At 71.9% G+C, this 17,865-nt stretch carries 13 protein-coding genes; 5 read left to right on the forward strand and 8 right to left on the reverse strand.

The genetic code is table 11. The features are described 5' to 3' along the window. Positions 1 to 25 precede the first annotated feature (25 nt). The 6 genes from QSK37_RS16850 to QSK37_RS16875 form a co-directional block, all read right to left on the reverse strand. Entirely contained in the window at positions 26 to 2,581 is a 2,556-nt protein-coding gene (locus QSK37_RS16850; protein WP_285621670.1) for an ABC transporter substrate-binding protein, read from the reverse strand. A gap of 162 nt (positions 2,582 to 2,743) precedes the next feature. Continuing rightward, positions 2,744 to 2,902 carry a hypothetical protein gene (locus QSK37_RS16855; RefSeq protein ID WP_285621672.1) on the reverse strand — a complete coding sequence of 53 codons (159 nt, stop codon included), beginning with the start codon at positions 2,900 to 2,902 and terminating at the stop codon, positions 2,744 to 2,746. Continuing rightward, a complete protein-coding gene (locus QSK37_RS16860) occupies positions 2,899 to 3,129 on the reverse strand; it encodes a hypothetical protein (protein ID WP_285621675.1) in 231 nt (76 codons plus the stop codon). Before QSK37_RS16860 ends, QSK37_RS16855 begins: the two co-directional genes overlap by 4 nt. 65 nt (positions 3,130 to 3,194) lie before the next feature. Continuing rightward, positions 3,195 to 4,580, reverse strand: a complete 1,386-nt coding sequence (locus QSK37_RS16865; RefSeq protein ID WP_285621678.1) for a UDP-N-acetylmuramoyl-tripeptide--D-alanyl-D-alanine ligase — start codon at positions 4,578 to 4,580, stop codon at positions 3,195 to 3,197. After that, positions 4,577 to 5,698, reverse strand: coding sequence for a D-alanine--D-alanine ligase family protein (locus QSK37_RS16870; protein ID WP_285621679.1), 1,122 nt, complete (start codon positions 5,696 to 5,698; stop codon positions 4,577 to 4,579). Before QSK37_RS16870 ends, QSK37_RS16865 begins: the two co-directional genes overlap by 4 nt. Next, positions 5,691 to 6,380 (reverse strand): M15 family metallopeptidase, encoded by a 690-nt coding sequence (locus QSK37_RS16875; protein ID WP_285621693.1) that lies wholly within the window; start codon positions 6,378 to 6,380, stop codon positions 5,691 to 5,693. Before QSK37_RS16875 ends, QSK37_RS16870 begins: the two co-directional genes overlap by 8 nt. A gap of 160 nt (positions 6,381 to 6,540) precedes the next feature. Between QSK37_RS16875 and alr the strand changes: the two genes are divergently transcribed. Further along, positions 6,541 to 7,695 carry an alanine racemase gene (alr, locus tag QSK37_RS16880; protein WP_285621695.1) on the forward strand — a complete coding sequence of 385 codons (1,155 nt, stop codon included), beginning with the start codon at positions 6,541 to 6,543 and terminating at the stop codon, positions 7,693 to 7,695. A 12-nt stretch (positions 7,696 to 7,707) separates the two neighbouring features. Here alr and QSK37_RS16885 read toward each other — a convergent pair whose 3' ends face one another. After that, positions 7,708 to 8,913 (reverse strand): UDP-N-acetylglucosamine--N-acetylmuramyl-(pentapeptide) pyrophosphoryl-undecaprenol N-acetylglucosamine transferase, encoded by a 1,206-nt coding sequence (locus QSK37_RS16885; RefSeq protein WP_285621698.1) that lies wholly within the window; start codon positions 8,911 to 8,913, stop codon positions 7,708 to 7,710. 39 nt (positions 8,914 to 8,952) lie between these two features. Then, the gene (locus tag QSK37_RS16890) at positions 8,953 to 11,832 is read right to left on the reverse strand and encodes a helix-turn-helix transcriptional regulator (RefSeq protein ID WP_285621700.1); all 2,880 of its coding nucleotides are present in this window, start codon (positions 11,830 to 11,832) and stop codon (positions 8,953 to 8,955) included. A gap of 533 nt (positions 11,833 to 12,365) precedes the next feature. Between QSK37_RS16890 and QSK37_RS16895 the strand changes: the two genes are divergently transcribed. Genes QSK37_RS16895 through QSK37_RS16910 form a run of 4 tightly spaced genes read left to right on the forward strand, consistent with a single transcriptional unit; the run spans position 12,366 to position 17,861 of the window. Further along, on the forward strand, positions 12,366 to 13,913 hold the full coding sequence (locus QSK37_RS16895) for an NAD(P)-binding domain-containing protein (protein WP_285621703.1): 1,548 nt from the start codon (positions 12,366 to 12,368) through the stop codon (positions 13,911 to 13,913). Positions 13,914 to 13,915: 2 nt separating this feature from the next. Then, the gene (locus tag QSK37_RS16900) at positions 13,916 to 14,995 is read left to right on the forward strand and encodes an alpha-hydroxy acid oxidase (RefSeq protein ID WP_285621706.1); all 1,080 of its coding nucleotides are present in this window, start codon (positions 13,916 to 13,918) and stop codon (positions 14,993 to 14,995) included. Further along, positions 14,983 to 16,311 carry a cytochrome P450 gene (locus QSK37_RS16905; RefSeq protein ID WP_285621709.1) on the forward strand — a complete coding sequence of 443 codons (1,329 nt, stop codon included), beginning with the start codon at positions 14,983 to 14,985 and terminating at the stop codon, positions 16,309 to 16,311. The genes QSK37_RS16900 and QSK37_RS16905 overlap by 13 nt, the downstream gene beginning before the upstream one ends. Beyond that, positions 16,308 to 17,861, forward strand: a complete 1,554-nt coding sequence (locus tag QSK37_RS16910) for an MFS transporter (protein ID WP_285621712.1) — start codon at positions 16,308 to 16,310, stop codon at positions 17,859 to 17,861. The genes QSK37_RS16905 and QSK37_RS16910 overlap by 4 nt, the downstream gene beginning before the upstream one ends. The last annotated feature ends 4 nt before the right edge of the window (positions 17,862 to 17,865 follow it).

Raw genomic sequence — 17,865 nt, forward strand, 5'->3', positions numbered from 1 at the left:
TCGGTCCGGCTCGCGCCGACCTTACTCATCCGGACTTGTCCGGGCAGTCCCCGCTGATGTGGGGCTGTTTGCTCAGCTCGCCCTCCGTTTCGACCAGACACGGCTGGTCGGCCGTGGTGCGCAGGATCAAGATCGCCTTGTCGGCCGGCACCCGGGGGTCCTGGCCGCCGAAGTCGATGTCGCCGCTGGCCGCGGTCACCTTGTTCCGGTTCCGAATATTGTTCAGGCCGCTCACGATGGCGTTCGACGGCGGAGGGAACCGCGAGCCCGTCTGCAGGGCATTCCACACGGCGATCTTGAGTACGGTCAGCGCGTCATAGTTCAGCAGGGCACGTCCGTCCTTGTTCTCGTCACAGGCGCCGCCGAACATCTGGTCGTAGAGCGCGTAGAAGCTGTAGTTCTGTTTCGCCTCCGCGCAGTTCTTCCCCCACAGAGCGCTGCTGGCGAGGGCCAGGTAGTCCAGCTTCAGGTGGGGATAGGCCTTGTTCTGTCCGGCGAGGACGAAGCGCGACACATCGTCGTCGGCGAGGATCTGCGGATAACGGTCCTGGCACGACAGCTTGATCCCGTTGAGGAACGCGTTGAACCGCTCCGCGCGGCCCGCGTAGACGACCAGTTCGTGAGCGCTCCTGTTCGCGGCGCAGGCGGAGGCGCCCAGCAGGTTGATGACCGTCCCCGGGCCGCCCGGATCGGTCTGGTACGGCTCGACCGCCCGGACCGCGATCCGGTGGTCGCCGAACGCCGTCCTCAGGTACTTCGCGAGATCAGTGCTGTAGATGTCGTGAGTGTCGCCCGAGTAGAAGATGCGCACCGATCGATAGCCCTGCCGCTGCGCGTAGTCGGCCGCGACCTGCGCCTCACGGCGGTTGTTCGGGCTCACCTGGAAATAGGATGACGACGCCGAGACCAGCACGTCGGACGTTGTCGCCGATCCGACCGTGACCACGCCGGCGTTGCCCAGCAGGCGGATGGCCACGGCGGTCTGCTCCGTGCTCAGTCCGAGGCTGACCACGCCCATGATCCGTTCGTCCTTCCTCGCGCGGTGGCGGATCTCCTCGGCCGCCACATCCGCGTACCTCATCCCGTCTCCGGCATTGGCGAGCAGCAGCCGGATGGGATATTGGTCGCTCAGCGTCTCCTTCTGGGCGATCGCCAGGCCGCGCAGCTCCTCCCGGGCCACGCGCACGCTCTGGGCGCTCGCCGGGGTGAGCATGCTGAAGTGGATGATCGTGACGTGGTCGGGGTTGCCCTCCGCCACCTTGTTGTTCTCGTTGATCTTCTTGACGACGTCGGCCAGTTCCGCGGGGACGTGAGCGCCGGCCGGGAGAACTCCCACGCACTGGTCCGCGCCGTAGCCCGGCTCCCGTGTCATGTCGGCGTGGAGAGCGGGGAGCGAGAGTACCGACCGGCACTGATGGTGATCGACCAGAGGCACCGCGATCACGCTCGCTACCAGGCAGAGAGCCGCGAAGGCGGCGCCGAGATACGTCGCCCAGGGACGCCTGGCGCGGGGTAGGGGGATCTCCGCGATCTCCTGTTGGATCTCGTCCTGCGCGTGCCGCTTGCGGCGCGCCTGTTCCTCGTTCTCCTCCGTGCCCGGTGCGGACAGCCGGAACAGGACGAACCATCGGGCGGGGGCGCCGCGAGCCTCCAGGCCGCTTCGCCACCCGTCCAGGGCGACGCCGGCTATGGCCGGCCGGTCCTCGCCCAGCCCGTTCAGGGCACTCTCACCGCCCGGCGGGTCACCGGCCGCCAGCACGAGGAGCGGGTATCGGCGTTGCCTCTGCCCACGCGGACGCTGCCCGCGCAACAAACCGAGGAGCTCGACCAGCCGCAGCCGGGTGCCGTCCGCCCGAGGGCAGGAGATCAGCAGGACGGGATAGCAGGTCCGTCGCCGGCCCGAGCCCCACAGACTCGTTCTGCGATAGGCCTGATGAAGGTCTTCCAGAAAAGCGGAGACCAGCAACGAGTCGACCTTTTCCGGATCTCTGGGCCCGAGGGTGAAGGAACGGGCCAGCTCATAGAAAGTGTTTCCGGCTTGGGCGTAAGGCGAGTGTTCGGGGAACCACCGGAGCGGACGCCAGGTCCGGCTCATCACCGGCAGAAGCAGCTTCGGCAGCAAGGTGTACGTCAGCTTGATCCACCAGGGGAAGCCCGCGGCTTCGAGATCGAAGTTCTGAATGTGCGGCAGCCGGCCGCGAAGGAGCGTCTTGAGTTCGCCCGCGATGATCCTTCTTGCGTCGTCGGGCTGGGTCTGAGCGGGTAGGCGCAGACGTAACAGCCAGGTCGCCAGTCCGTAGTGCGGGAACCTCAACGGGTGCCGGCGCGGCTGCTTGTCCGCCAGCCGCGCGACGATCTCACGCAGCACCGTGTCGATGTCCTCATCGGGGTCGTCCCGATCCAACGCCTTGTGGATCAACGCGTGCGGGGGCGGTCCGCCCGGGGACTCTCCCAAGCGCGCCCTGAGAGCCGGGAGCGGATCGTGCACATCGTCGTCAAGAACCAGATAGATGATCGGCAGCGCTTCTTCGCCGTTCGGCCACTTCGGTCTCTGCCACAGCCGGTCCAACCGTCGGAGCAACGTGGGGGCGCCTTCGAAGAGGACCTCGGATGAAGGCCGTTGCCAATAGGCGGGCCGATGACGTCGAAACACGTTCTCTCCCCCGATCATCGCGTTCGCAGCGGAAGGAAATCGTGCTCTTGTGCGCGCGGGACCGGTCCCGGCGATCCGGACACCGGCCCCCTAGGACGTGGGCGATGCGCCCGGCGACGACTTCGCCGGGAGTCTCCGGCAGGCGCCCGCGGTGGTGAAGGGGTTGACGAGCTTCTGGTCGTTCGAGGGAACACTCACGATGATCCACGGCGGTTCTTTGAGGCCGGTGACCGACTGCAGAAAGGTCACGACGTTGCCGTATGCCCCGTCGAGGCTTGGAGCGCCGGTCGCAGGTCGTGCCGCACCCCGGTCACCGCGTCGGACGCCGCGGTGCGGAACCGGTCGGCCCAGGCGGCCTGCGCCTTGCTCGGCCCCGTGGCCGAGGCGCCGGACGCGCCGCCTCCGTAGCCGCCGAGGGTGAGCAGGCGACCCGCACCGGCTCCGTACGCGAGACACCGCACACCCCGACCCGGCATGTCCTGATCCTTCGGCGAAGCCGGTGACGAGGCAGATGACAGTGACCGGTACGGTGCCGGCGCCGTCAGTTCTCCGGATCGCGCAGCGCAGCCGCCACGGCCGACAGACCCGCCTCGCTCGAGGCCTTGACCAGGACGACGTCCGCCGGCTGGAGCAGTTCTTTGACGAGCTCGGCCGCCGCGGTCCGGTCGGGGACCGTGTGCACGGACACACCGGCGTCGCGGGCGGCCTCGGCCAGGGTCTCCGGTCCCTCGCCCTCGCCCACGACGACGAGGATCTCCACGCCGAGCTCACCGACCAGCCTGCCGAGGGCGGAGTGGTGGTACGCCGTCTCCTCCGCCTGGCCGGTCATCTCACCGAAGACGGTGATCCTCCGGCGGCCGGCCGCCATCGTCGCCGCGGTGCGGAGCGCGGCGCGCATGGAGACCGGGTTGGCGTTGTAGGCGTCGTCGATGATCGTGACACCGTCGGCCCGCTCGGTCACCTGGAAGCGGTTCGGCGAGCGCCGGACGGCCGAGCTGAGCGCCTCGGCGATCCGGTCGGTCGTGACGCCGATGACGCCGGCGACGGCCGCGGCGGCCAGCGCGTTGGCGACCAGGTGCTCGCCGGGCAGGCCGAGCCGTACCGGCGCCTTCCCGGAGGGGGTGTGCAGGGTGAACGACGCGTGACCCGCGGTGTCGACGGTCACGTCCTCCGCCCGTACGGTCGCGTCCGGGCCGGTGCCGTAGAACACCACCTGCGCGAGGGTCTCGCGCGCCATGGCGACGACACGTTCGTCGTCGGCGTTGAGCACGGCGAAGCCGCCCTTCACCGCCGGCGGCAGGGCCCGCGGGAGCTCGCCCTTCGCCTTCGCGACGCCCTCCACCCCGCCGAGCGTCATGATGTGCGCGGGCCCGACGTTGAGCACCAGGCCGAGCTGCGGCCGGGCCACCCGCATGAGGTGGGTGATGTCGCCCGGCTTTCCGGCGCCCATCTCCAGGACGAGGTAACGGGTCTGCCGGTCGGCGCGCAGGATGGTCAGCGGCAGCCCGATCTCGTTGTTGTACGAGCGGTCGGTGGCCACGGTCGGCCCGTTCTGCTCCAGGATCTGGGCGAGCAGGTCCTTGGTCGTCGTCTTGCCGACCGAGCCGGTGAGGCCGATCACGACGGGGTTCAGCCGGTCCCGTACGAACACGGCCAGTTCGGTCAGCGCATCGACCACGTCGTCGACCACCACGCAGGGTCCGCCGACGGGCCGGGAGCCCAGCACCGCGCTCGCGCCCGCGGCGTAGACCTGGTCGGCGAAGTCGTGTCCGTCGCTGCGCGCTCCCACGATCGCGGCGAACAGCGCGCCGTCGGTCGCCTCACGGGAGTCGATGACGACCGGTCCGGTGACCGTGACCGGGCCGGAGGCTCCGTGCACGGTGCCGCCGACGGCCCGTGCGATCTCTTCCAGGGTGAGTGTGATCACTGTCCCGCCTCGACGGTCTTCTGCTGCTTGCTGGTGTGCCGGGCGAAGGCCAGGTCGATGAGCCGGGTGAGGATCTCCTCGTACGGGACCCCGCTCTCGGCGAAGCCGCGCGCGTACACCGAGCGGGAGGTGAACCCGGGCATGGTGTTGATCTCTCCGACGTAGAGCTTCCCGGCCGCCTCGTCGTACAGGAAGTCGACGCGGGCCAGCCCGTTGGCGCCGATGGCGCGGAACGCCCGGGCGGACAGCTCGCGCACCTGCTCCGTGACCTCGGCCGGCAGTTCGGCGGGCGAGGTGATCGAGTCGGCCATGCTGAGGTACTTCTGCGCGTAGTCCGAGAAGCCACCGATGATCTTCGCCTCGGACGGCACCGAGACCTCGGGTTCGTCCATGTCGCCGAGCACGCCGCACAGCAGTTCGCGTGCGGTGACGCCCTCCTCGACCAGGACGACGTCGTCGTACCGGAACGCCTCCTCGACCGCGCTCACCAGCTCGTCCGGGCCGGTGACCCGCGAGATGCCGATGGAGGAGCCCATGTTGGCCGGCTTGACGAACCGCGGCCAGCCGAAGTCGCCGGCGAGCCGCACCGGATCGTCGGCGCCGCGCCACTGCTTCTCGGTGAACCACACGCCGGGGACGAACGGGATCCCCTCCGCGGCGAAGGCGCGTCTCATCGCCACCTTGTCCATGCCGACCGAGGAGGCGAGCACGCCGCACCCGGCGTACGGCAGGCCGAGGGTCTCCAGGTGTCCCTGGATCACACCGTCCTCGCCGAACGGCCCGTGGATGACGGGGAACGCGACGTCGAGCCGCTCCAGGACGACGTCCGGCGCGTCGGAGGAAACGAGGCGGCCGCCGCGTCTGAGCTCGACCTCGGTGCCTTCGGCGGTCAGCCGGTCCTGGATCGCCGGCCCGGCGGACTTGCGGGCCGCGACCTCCTCGACCGTCTCGGACGGGACCAGGAGCCAGCGCCCGTCTCTGGTCACGCCGATGACGACCGGGCGGTACCGGTCCGGGTGCAGATGGCGTACGACGGCCAGCGCGGACGCGCCGGACACCTCGTGCTCCGCGGACGGCCCGCCGAACACCACGCCGACGGTGATCCGCTCGTCAGACATCGTCGCCTTCCTTCGGGAGGACATTCACGTCGTGCTGCCGGTACAGCGCGGCCGGGCTGTTCGTACGCATCGCCCAGTAGCGGTCACCATAGGACCAGTGCCACCACTCGGTGGGATAGTTCACCATTCCGGCGGCGGTGAGCACCGTGCTCAGCAGTTCCCGGTTGCGCCGCGCGCCGGCGGAGATCCCGGGCGCCGCGGTGTAGCAGTCGCCGTCGCTCTCCTCCGGGTTGGCGTTGACCTCGGTGCCCATGGGCAGCTCGGCGCCGTCGGCGTCGCACAGGGTGACGTCCACCGCGGCGCCGGCCACGTGGGGCGCGACCTCCGGCGGCGCGACGAACCGGCTGGCCTGCGCGTGCAGTCGCGGCGGAGGCCACTCCGGGTGCAGGCGCGCCAGTTCCGACGCGTACTCGTCGAAGTAGCGGCGCTGAAGCGCGGGCGGGCGGTACGCCTCGACGACGCGCAGCCGTAGGCCGTCGCGCAGCAGGCTCTGCGCCTCCAGCAGCCGGGTCGCCACACCGGCCCGCACGTGGGCGTACGCGCCGAGGGGATCGGCGAGCCTGCCGTCGAGCACGAGTTCGGGATGCCGGCGCAGATCGACGAAGGGTTCGCCGATCTCGGCGACCGGGATACCGGCCACGCGCTCGTCCGACATCAGCGTGATCTCCGTCAAACTCCCCACCGGTTCTCTATGGCACATCGGTCCTGCGTGACGGTAGGGCGGGAGCACACGCCGGGGATACCGGGCATTTCGGTGAAGTCAACCGGGCAATCCGGCTTTTTACACCGGGTGATTTCCGCTGATGGCCTGAACAGCGCCGGAGCGGCCCCACGCTGGCCGCATGCACTCGATCATCGGGCGGACGGAGCTGACGGACTCCGCCCACGGCACGCACGCGCGCATCGACCTGGCCGCGATCTCCGCGAACACCTCGGTGCTGGTCTCCGCCGCCGCCGGCACGCCGGTGATGGCCGTGGTGAAGTCGAACGCCTACGGCCACGGGCTCGTCCCCGCCGCACGCGCGGCGCTCGACGGCGGAGCGAGCCGGCTCGGCATGGCGCAGGTCGAGGACGCGCTGACGCTGCGCCAGGCGGGCGTCGAGGCGCCGATCCTGGCCTGGCTGCCGTGGCGCCAGGCCGACTACGACGCGGCCGTCCTGGCCGACGTCGAACTCGGTGTCGAGGCGCCGTGGCGGCTCGCGCTCATGGCCGAGGCCGCCGAGCGGAACGGCCGTCCGGTCCGGGTCCACCTGGAGGTCGACACCGGGCTGTCGCGCGGCGGGGCCACCCGTGACGACTGGCCGCAGCTCGTGGAGGCGGCGCGGCGGGCGCAGGCGGCCGGACATGTCACGGTGACCGGGGTGTTCTCGCACTTCGCCTGCGCGGACGATCCGGGTCATCCGTCCGTCGCCGCGCAGATCGACGCGTTCGACGACGCCGTGCGGTACGCCGTCACGTCGGGCGTGGAGCCGGAGCTGCGGCACCTCGCGAGCTCCGCGGCGCTGCTCACCGTGCCCGAGAGCCACTACGACCTGGTCCGCGCCGGTCTCGCGCTGTACGGCCTGAGCCCGCTGGAGAGCGGCGGCGACTTCGGGCTGCGCCCGGCGATGAGCCTGCGCTCGACCGTCGCGGTGGCCAAGCGCATCCCGGCCGGCACCGGGGTGATGTACGGGCTGACCTACCGGGTCCCGTCCGACAGCACGATCGTGGTCGTGCCGGTCGGGTACGCCGACGGGCTGCCGCGCGCGGCGGGCACGGCCGGAGTCGAACTGCTCGTCGCCGGCCGCCGCCACCGCATCGCCGGAGTGGTCGGCATGGAGCAGACCGTGCTGGACGTCGGCCAGGACCTGCCCAGCCCCGGCGAGGAGGTCGTGCTGTTCGGTCCCGGCGACGAGGGCGAGCTCACCTTGACCGAGCTGGCCCGCCAGCTCGACCTGCTGCCCGCCGAGATCCTCGCCCGGATCCCGGCGGCGCTCCCCCGGATCTACGAGTCCTGACGCGCGCCGGGTTCAGGAGGCGGTGGCGGCGCAGAGGGCGAGGACCTCGCTGGTGAGCGCGGCCGCCGCGTCGGGGCGGCCCATGCTCCGTGCCCTGGACGCCATGTCGGTGAGCCGCGCCCGGTCGCCGAGCAGCCCGGCGAGCTCCTCCGCCAGCCGGGCCGGCGTCGCGTCCTCGCCGATCAGCACGCGGGCGGCACCGTTGCCAGAGAGGTGCTCGGCGTTGCGGACCTGCTCGTTGCCGCCGGTCGGGATCAGCGGGATGAGCACCGACGGCTTCCCGATCGCGGTGAGTTCGCTGACCGTGCCGCCACCGCTCCGCGCGACGACCACGTCGGCGAGGGCGAGCAGGTCGGCGAGCTCCTCGCCGACGAAGCCACGCACCATGTACCGGGGCCGCACGTCGGCGGGCAGCCGCTCGGCCATCGCGGCGGCCTCGTCGACCAGCTGGCTGCCCGCCTGGTGGAAGACGTTGGCGTACCGCAGCAGGTCGGGCAGGATCTCGGCCACCAGCTCGTTGACCTGCCGGGCGCCGAGCGAGCCACCCGTGACGTAGACCGTCGGCAGCGACGGAGTCCAGCCCGCCCAGCCGAGCCGTTTCGGCGCCTCGGCCGCGTCGCCGTCGCCCAGGCCCGGGCGCAGCGGGTTGCCCGTCACCACCGCGCGGTCCCGCAGGCGTTCCGGCAGCAGCTCCATCGACGGCTCCGCGCTGAGCGCGATGCGCGTCGCGCCCCGCATGGTGATCCGGTTGGCCAGCCCCACGCGTACCGTCTGCTCGTGGACGAGCAGCGGGCGGTGGCAGAGCCGGGCGGCCAGCCCGACGGGCACCGACACGTAACCGCCCGTGCACAGCACGGCGTCGGGCTTGAGGTTGCGGACCACGCTGATCGCCTCGCCGACGCCGGCCGGCACCTTGCCCGCGTCCCGGATGTTGGCCGCCGTGAGCATGGCCAGCGGGTTGCGCGCGCGCCGCAGCTTCCCCGTGGGGATCGCGGTGAACGGCACGTTCTCCGCCTCCGCGACGCCCTTCTCGATGCCGCCCTCGCTGCCCACCCAGTACGGGTCCAGGTGCAGGCCGTACCCGCCCAGCGCCGCGCGGGCGGCCCGGATGACCGTGACGGCCGGGAACGTGTGGCCGCCACTCCCGCCGCCGCTGACGACGAGCCGCACCGGGCTCCCGCGGTCGATGAGGGCTTGCGGGACGACGACATGCATCATTCGAACTCCTGGAAGGAAACGTGACCGGCCGGCGGCGGCTCAGCAGGACAGGGCCGCGGCCAGTTGGGGTCGCCCGGTGATGCCGAGCTTGCGGTAGACACTCGTCAGGTACTGCTCGACGGTGCGCTGTGTGAGCACCATATCGTCGGCGATCTGGCGGTTGGTGGCACCTGCGGCAGCCCGTTCCGCCGCGGCGCGTTCCTGCGCCGTGAGCGCGGTCACGCCGCCGATGCGGCCCAGGTCCGGCCGCCCGCCGGCGCGTTTGATGTACCGGGCCGCCCGGAGCCAGACCGGCCGGGCGTTGATCACCCGGGCCAGGGCGAACCCGTCCTGGAGATGGTCGCGGGCCCGATCGACGGCGCCGGTCTCCAGCTCGACCGTGCCCAGGTCCACCAGCGCCATCGCCCGGTGGAGCTCCGCGTCCGTCCGGTCGAGGACCATGACGGCCTCGAGCGCGGCCGCCGGATCCCCCGAGACCACTCCGGACGCGGCGAGGGCGGTGCTGAGCGCGCGGGGGCTCCCCCAGCGCCGGGCGAGCGCCACCTCCTCCGCCGCCAGCGCCCGCGCGGCCGCGCCGTCGCCGAGAAGGGCATGGCACCGTGCGGCCCGCGAACGCCACGGGAGCGCCGCCGGGTTGTCGACGCCGAGTGCGCGCAGGCCGCGACCCGTCTCCAGGAAGCCCTCCAGCGCCTCCTTGCGCTGGTTCCGCGCCAGGCACAGCGACGCGCGGGCGAAGGCGAACACCGCGGTCGCCCACGTCGGCGCCGTCGTCGCCGCGGGGGCGTGCTCACGGATCAGCCGGTCGGCGGCGTCCAGGTCGCCGAGGTCCGTCAGCACGCTCACCAGCCGCGCGACCCCGTCCGTACCGGCCACCGACGGGTGCTTCAGCGCCGTGCCGAGCACCGTACGGGCCACCTTCAGGTCGCCGCGTCCGTACGCGAGGCGCCCGCGGAGGCAGGCCGCGACCGTCGCGTCGCCCGCGGTGCCCTGGCGGTGCCCGAAGTGGCCGTCGATCCCGCGGAGGTCGCCGACGAGGTCGTACTCCTCGGCGTCGATGAGCGCGCTCACGGCGGGCAACCGCAGCCGGAGCTCCCAGGTCCGCTGGTGGTCGATGGTCTCCAGTGCGGACCGCGCGCGGCGTACGCACTCCGCCCGATCGCGCCCGCGCCGGGCGCCGGACCAGGCGTCGACCACGCCGGCCAGCACGGTCAGGCGCGCGTCGTCGGCGGCCCGGTCGCGGAGCCGGGCCATCCGCCGGTCGAGGAACTCGCCCGCGTCGGCGGAGGCCGTGTACGCCGCGAAGACGCCCAGCTCCGCCTCTGCCGCGAGCTCGTCGCGCCCCGGCGGCAGCCGCGCACAGACCTCGTCCACGACCTCCAGGGCCGACTTGAGCGGACGTCCGGCGACGGCGTCCACATAGGCCAGATCGACCCCGATCCGGACGCGGAGCGACGGCTCGGTGGCGATCGCGAGGGCCTCGTGGAGCGTGCTCTCGGCGCCGGCGACGCCCGCACCGATCTCGGTGGCGCCGATGCCGGCCAGGAGTTCGGCGCGAGCGGAGACCGGCATCGGCTCGGCGAGCGCCCGGCGCAGGTATCCGAGGGCCTGCTCGGGCAGCCCGCGTTCGAGGGCGGCGTCGGCGGCGGCCCTGAGCGTCTCCAGCGCCCAGGGCTCACTGGACATGTCCACGGCCATGAGATGCGCGGCGGCGCGCTCAGGTTCGGCGTAGTGGTCGCGGACCAGACGCGCGGCGCGCAGCCGCTGCGACGTCCGGAGCCCGGCGGAGATCCCCGCGTGCACCACCGCCCGCGTCAGCGAGTGGACGTAGCGCAGCGGCGAGGTGTTGGTCAGGACGTCCATCTTGATCAGCCGGTCGGCCGCCCTGGCTGCGGCGTCCAGGTCGAGCCCCGCGAGCTGGGCGACCAGGACGAGTTCACCGTCGTCGCCGAGGACCGCGACGGCCTGCGCGACGGCCGGCGCCTCGGGACCGCACCGCCTGATCCAGGACAGCACGCGGCGCGACACGGCGGCGCCGCCGATGTCCTCGATCGAGGCCAGCGACTCCTCCACCGGCGGTACGGAACGCGCGGCCAGGGCCGGCAGCAGGTCGGCCAGCAGCGCGCCGTTGCCGCCGGTGACCCGATGGCACTCGGCGACGAAGGCGTCGTCGGCGCCGGCGCCCATGACGTCGGCGATCCACCGGCTGAGGTGGGCCTGGGTCAGCCGGTGCAGCGTGCGCCGCTCGCAGGAGGCGATCAGCTCGTCGAGCAGGAACTGCTGCTCGCTCATCTCCCGCGGCGAACTGGCCAGCACGAGGGCGAGCGGCAGGTCCGCGCTCCGGTGCGCGAGGTAGGCGAGCCAGCGAAGGGACAGGGTGTCGCACCACTGCAGGTCGTCCAGCGTGATCAGCACCGGCGCGCCCGCGGTGACGTCGAACAGGTGGGCCGACACCAGCTCGAACACGTCGAAGGGCGAGGCGTCGTCCTGCGCCGTACGGAGCGCGGGCACCGCCCGGCCGTCCGGCGCGGGCGGCAGCCCGGCCAGGACCTGCCGCAGCACGCCGAAGTCGTTGGCGGCCTCCAGCATGGCCGCCCGGCCCGTGAGCACGGTCCATCCGCGCCGCCGGGCGTCCGCCCGCGCCCGGGCCAGGAGGGCGCTCTTGCCCGCGCCCGCCGCCCCCTCCAGGGAGAGCAGCCGGGCCCGGCCACCGGCGACCGCGTCCAGCGCGGACGCGAGCGCCGCCGTGTCGGGCTCCCGCCCGTAGAGCCGCCCCGTGAGGTCCAGCCCGCTGCCCGCGTCACGGTCGTACGGGCGCACCAGGCGTTCGACACGCATCGCGCGCGGCGACACGCCTCCCGCGTTCGTGATCCGAGCGTGGTCCCGCATCGCCGCCACCGTCCCGTACAGGCGCCTGTCCACGATCCATCCCTCTTGTCGGCCCACACCAGTCTGAGAGACCGCCGACCGGTCGCCGAGGATAAACGCTAAGAAACACGGACACCTCAACTGATGCCGACGAGCCGGCATCGGTTCGGAGGACTCCGCGACCGCTGTGTCAGCGGGCGGTCACCTCGCGTACGGGGCCCCGGCCTCGCCGGCTGCCATCCCGGTGCTCATGAGCGTGGTGCGTATGCCGAACGACTCGACCTCGGCGGTCAGAGTGCCGGTAAACGCCATCGATGCCCCACTTGAGCGCATGCTACCAGCGAGAACGCGGGACAGACGGCCTGGCCGGCCATGCTCGCGCCACCCGCCGGGCGGAGGATCGACAGGTACGGGCGGACGGTGAAGGTGACCCGGCGGGACCGCGGCCACGTTCCGCGACATCGGCTCCGCCCCTCTGGGGACCGATACGCGGGAACGTCGGGCGCTCCGACCTTTCTTGGAGGACTCTGAGAAATCCTGACTAGCTTCCGGACCGTTCGAACTCCTCGGATACCGGGAGGCCGCGCGTGCCGGAAATCGTGGATTATCTCATCATCGGAGCCGGCCCGGCCGGCCTGCAGCTCGGTTACTTTCTGCATCGGGCCGGTCGCGACTATTTGATTCTCGAGGCGGGCGAGACCGCAGGAGACTTCTACCGCGACTTTCCACGCCATCGCCAGATGATCTCCATCAACAAGCCGCACACCGGGTGGGACGATCCGGAGCTCAATCTGCGGATGGACTGGAACTCGCTGCTCAGCGACGACCCGGATCTGCTTTTCACCCGCTACACCGAACGCTATTTCCCGCACGCCGACGACTACCTCCGCTACCTCCAGGACTTCGCGGAGCGGCTCGGCCTGAACGTGCGCACGCGCACGCGCGCCGCCCGGGTGGCGCGGGACGAAGACGGGTTCGCGGTGACCGACGACAGCGGGAACGTGCACCGGGGGCGGCGGCTCATCGTGGCGACCGGGTTCAGCGCGCCGTACCTCCCGCCGGTTCCCGGCATCGAGCTCGCCGAGCCGTACACCGAGGTCTCGGTCGACCCGGAGGACTTCACGGACCAGCGCGTCCTCATCATCGGCAAGGGCAACTCCGCGTTCGAGACGGCCGACGCCATCACCGAGAAGGCCGCCGTCATCCACCTGGTCGGGCCGAGCGCGATCAAATTCGCCTGGCGCACCCACTTCATCGGGCACCTCCGCGCGGTGAACAACAATTTCCTGGACACGTACCAGCTCAAGACGCAGAACATGGTGCTCGACGGCGTCATCCAGCGGATCGAACGCCAGGGCGACGAATTCGTGATGACGCTGAGCTACGCGCGCCGTGACAAGGTCGTGCGGCTCGCCTACGACCGGGTCATCGCCTGCACGGGATTCAAGCTCGACTCCTCGATATTCACCGACGAGTGCCGCCCGGAACTCGCGATCAACGACCGTTTCCCGGCACTGACCAGCGAATGGGAGTCGGTCAACGTACCGGACCTCTATTTCGCCGGAACGCTGACGCAGGTCCGCGACTTCAAGAAGTACACGAGCGCCTTCACCCACGGTTTCCGCTACGGCATTCGCGCACTGTGGCACATGTTCGAGAGCAGGTACGAGGGCGTCGAATGGCCGTACCGGGGACTGTCCGCCAAACCCGACGAGCTGACCGACGCGGTGCTGGGCCGGATCAACCGCACCTCCGCGCTCTGGCAGCAGTACGGGTTCCTGTGCGACCTGGTCACCGTCGGGTCGGACGGGACCGCGCGCTACTACGAGGAGATGCCGCTCGACTACGTGCGAGAGAGCGACTTCGGCCGGGCCGACCGGTACTTCACGGTCTCGCTGGAGTACGGCCGAGGGCACTCCACGATCGACCCGTTCGACGTCGAGGCCGGTCGCGCCTGGGAGGCCGACCCGAGCCTCGACGACCGGTACCTGCATCCGGTGGTCCGCCACTACCACCGCGGCCAGGTGCTCGCCGACCTCCGGCTGAAGGAGGACATCTGCAACGACTGGTCGGGCGAGGAGGACTACCGCGTCCCGCTGCGGGACTTCCTCGCGCCCAAGCTGGTGGAGGCCTGACCATGGACCCGGTGAACGTCCGCGAGTTCGAGGCCCTCGCCCGCGAACGCCTCGACCCCGTGCACTACGACTACTTCGCCGGCGCCGCGCAGGACGAGGTCACGTTGCGGGCGAACGAGTCGGCGTTCGCCCGCCTCGCGCTCGTACCGAGGATCCTGCGCGGTGCGGCGGCGCCCGCCCTCGACGTCACTCTGCTCGGCGCGGACGCGTCGATGCCGATCCTGATGTCGCCCACGGCCTTCCACCGGCTGGCCCATCCGGACGCCGAACGCGCCACGGCCCGCGCCGCCGCGGAGGCCCGCACGATCATGATCGCGGCGATGCTGTCCACCGTGGCGATCGAGGACATCACGGCCGAGGCCGGCAAGGTCGCCGCGGACCCCGCCCTGTGGTTCCAGCTCTACGTCCAGCCCGACCTCGGCTTCACCGAGGCGATCGTCCGGCGCGCGGAGGCCGCGGGCTGCCGCGCCCTGGTGGTCACCGTCGACTCGCCCGCGCTGGGCCGCCACGAGCGCAACGACCGGAACGCCTTCCACGACCTGCCCGACGGGATGCGGTGCGAGAACCTGCGCGAGCTGCGCGGCGGCGAGCCGGGCAGCGTACGCCAGGTCGTGCTCTCCCCGGAGATCTCCTGGCGCCACATCGACTGGCTGCGGGAGATCACACCGCTGCCGATCGTGCTCAAGGGCGCGCTGCATCCGCTGGACGCCCGCCTCGCGGTCGAGCGGGGCGTCGACGCCCTCCTGGTGTCCAACCACGGCGGCCGGCAGCTCGACACGATGCCCGCGACCATCGACCAGCTCCCGCTCGTCGCGGAGGCGGTCGAGGGACGGGTGCCGCTGCTGCTCGACGGAGGCGTCCGGCGCGGCACCGACGTGGTGAAGGCGCTCGCCCTGGGGGCGAGTGCGGTCGCGGTGGGCCGGCCGATCCTGTGGGGCCTGGCCGCCGACGGCGAGGCCGGGGTCACGCGCGTGCTGGAGACGTTGCGCGCCGAGACCGCGCACACGCTCACCCTCTGCGGCTGCGACGGACCGCGCGCGGTCACTCGCGACCTGGTACGGGAGGTCCGGTGCTGCCACTGACCCTCGCCGCTCTCGTGGTCGTGGTGGTGAGCCTGCCGTACTGGCTGCCCCGGGTCGTCGTGGCGCTGCGGATGTGGATCTTCGCCCGGATCAATGGTGACGAGGGCGTCCCGATCCCCGGGCGGAGCGTCGGCATCCGGGACTTCACCCGGGTCTACTCCGACCCGGCCGCCGACGGCCGCAGCCGGGGCGCGCGGCTGTCGGACCTGTTCTGGTACTGGCTGGCCCCCGGGCCCGAGGTGCACCAGGAGCACCTGGAACCCGGCGAGCGGTACGACGAGGTGGCCCGTACGACCCGGCGGATCCTGGCCCGCCCGAAGCCGGAGGTCGAACGGCTCGCCGCCGCGTGCGCGGCCCGTACGCTCGACGCCACGCCGCCCGGTTTGGTCCGGCTGCGCGACCTGATGATGCCGATCTGGGCGGAGTTCTACTACGAGCTCGTCTTCGGCCGGCCGTGCCCGCCGGAGGCCCGCGACCTCATCGTCGGCAACGCCGACGACGTCGTGACGGCGCTCAAGTGCTGCGGCCTGCGGCACATGGACCGTCGCGTCCGGCTGACCGCCTACCTGCGGGACCGGCTGGAGGAGATCCCGCACCCGCTGCCGTCGTCGCTGTCCCGCGAGGAGCGGGTGTACTACCTGCAGGGCGCCTTCTTCAACACCGCCGTCGTCCAGATGTCCGAGGCGATGGCGCACCTGCTGATGGCGATCGCCCAGCACCCGGACGTGCGGGAACGCCTGGCGCGCGACCCCGGCGACGACGCCTACTTGGACCAGGTGATCAACGAGAGCCTGCGCCGCTACCCGCTGTTCGGCATCGCGCACCGCATCACCTCCAAGGACATCACCGTGGACGAGCGGACGACGCTGCCGGCCGGCTCGGTGCTGTGCTTCGACTACCCCTCCTTCCACACGACCGGGTACGAGGACCCCGAACGGTTCGACCCCGACCGCTGGCGGACGCTCGCGGTGCGGGAGGCCAACCACATCCCGTTCGGGGTCACCGCCAACCGGCCCTGCCCGGCGCGGGGCGTGGCGCCGCTGACGATGCGCGTGGTCGCACGGGAGACGCTGCGCCGGTTCGCGCTCCGCACCTCGGCCGCGCACACCCGGTCGCTGCCGAACCGGGGGCCGTGCGTCCTCCTCCCCCGTACGGACGACCGCGCCCTGCGGGTCCGGCTCCCGCTGCTCCGCCTGCGCGACCGGTGGGAGGACGTCTGGCGCAGCGTGGTCCAGCTCGGTTTCGGCACCTACATGGTCTGGGACGCCCGGCGCCATCGGCTGGCCGCCCGTTACTTCGCGGAGGCGACACGATGAGGCGGTACGGGTTCGCGATCGGCTCGGTCCTCGTGCTGGCCGGGGTGGCGATGCACTTCCCCGACTACGTGAAGGCGCGCCACGACCACTTCATGATGGCCGGCATGCCGATGGGCGGCGTCATGACCACCGGCATGGCGCTGATCGTCGCCGGGCTGGCGCTCGCGGTCTGGGGCCTGCTGCCCGACCGCGCCGAGCGGGCCGCGCGGGCGCGCCGCGTCCCCGCGACGCAGCGGTACGCGGCCCTCGACCGGGCCGAGCTCAGCCCGGCGCACCGGCTCCTGGCGATCGTGCTGTTCGTCGGCCTGGTCATCGACACCATGAAGCCGGCGTCGCTCGGGTTCACCGCTCCGGGCATGGTCAAGGAGTACGGGCTCGACCACTCGGAGATCGCGACGCTGCCGTTCGTGGCCATCACCGGCACCGTGGTCGGCTCGCTGCTGTGGGGCTACCTCGCCGACATCTTCGGCCGCCGGTCGACGATCCTGTTCTCCGGGCTGATGTACGTCGCCACCTCGATCTGCGGCTTCATGCCGTCGTTCGGATGGAACCTGGCGATGTGCTTCGCCATGGGCGCCGCCGCCGGCGGCATGCTGCCCATCGCGTACTCGCTGATGTCGGAGTCGATCCCGGCGCGGCAGCGGGGCTGGCTGATGGTGCTGCAGAGCGGCCTGGCCACCGCGCTCGGCTACCTCATCGCGAGCGGCGCCACCTCGCTGCTGGTGCCGCACCTGAGCTGGCGCGTGCTCTGGCTGCTCGGCGCGCCGACCGGGCTGCTGCTCGTCGTGCTCACCCGGTGGATCCCCGAGTCGCCGCGCTTCCTGCTCGCCTGCGGGCGGGAGGACGAGGCGGCCGAGGTGATGCGCCGGTACGGAGTGCGCGCCGTTCCCGCCGAACCCGCTCCCGTCGCCGACGCTCCCCCGCCACGGCCGGCCACGCTGCTGACCGGGTCGCTGCTGCCGCGCACCGCGGGCATCCTGGTGTACGGGCTCGGCTGGGGCGTCGTGAACTGGGGCTTCATCACGTTCCTGCCGGTGTTCCTGCAGGCGGCGGGCGCGGGGACGCAGGCCAGCGACCTGCTGCTCCTGGCCTCGGTGTTCGCGCTGCCGGCCACGGCGGTGGCCGCCGTCGCGTACGCGCGCTGGAGCAGCCGGCGGGCCATGCTGACCTACGCGCTGGTCACGGGGCTGGTGCTCCTGCTGTTCGGGACGCTCGATCCGAGCGGGCCCGGTCACGGTGTGCTGCTCGTCGCCTTGGTCAGCCTCCTGCTGTCCGGCGCGGCCGGCATGATCGCGATGCTCGCCCCGTACGCCGCGGAGGTCTACCCCACGACGATGCGCGCCACCGGCAGCGGCGTGGCCGCCGCGTCGAGCAAGGTCGGCGGCATGTTCGGGCCGCTGCTGCTGACCACGGCGCCGCGCGTCGGGACGCTCGCGTTCGTCTCCGCCGTCCCGGTCGCCGCCGCCGCGTACGCGCTGTGGCGCACCGGTGTGGAGACCGCCGGCCGGCCGCTCGTGGAAGTCATCGCATCCAGCGAACAGGAGGGCTGAGGAC

It is taken from the genome of Actinoallomurus iriomotensis (genome assembly GCF_030269445.1).
Lineage (GTDB): Bacteria > Actinomycetota > Actinomycetes > Streptosporangiales > Streptosporangiaceae > Actinoallomurus > Actinoallomurus iriomotensis.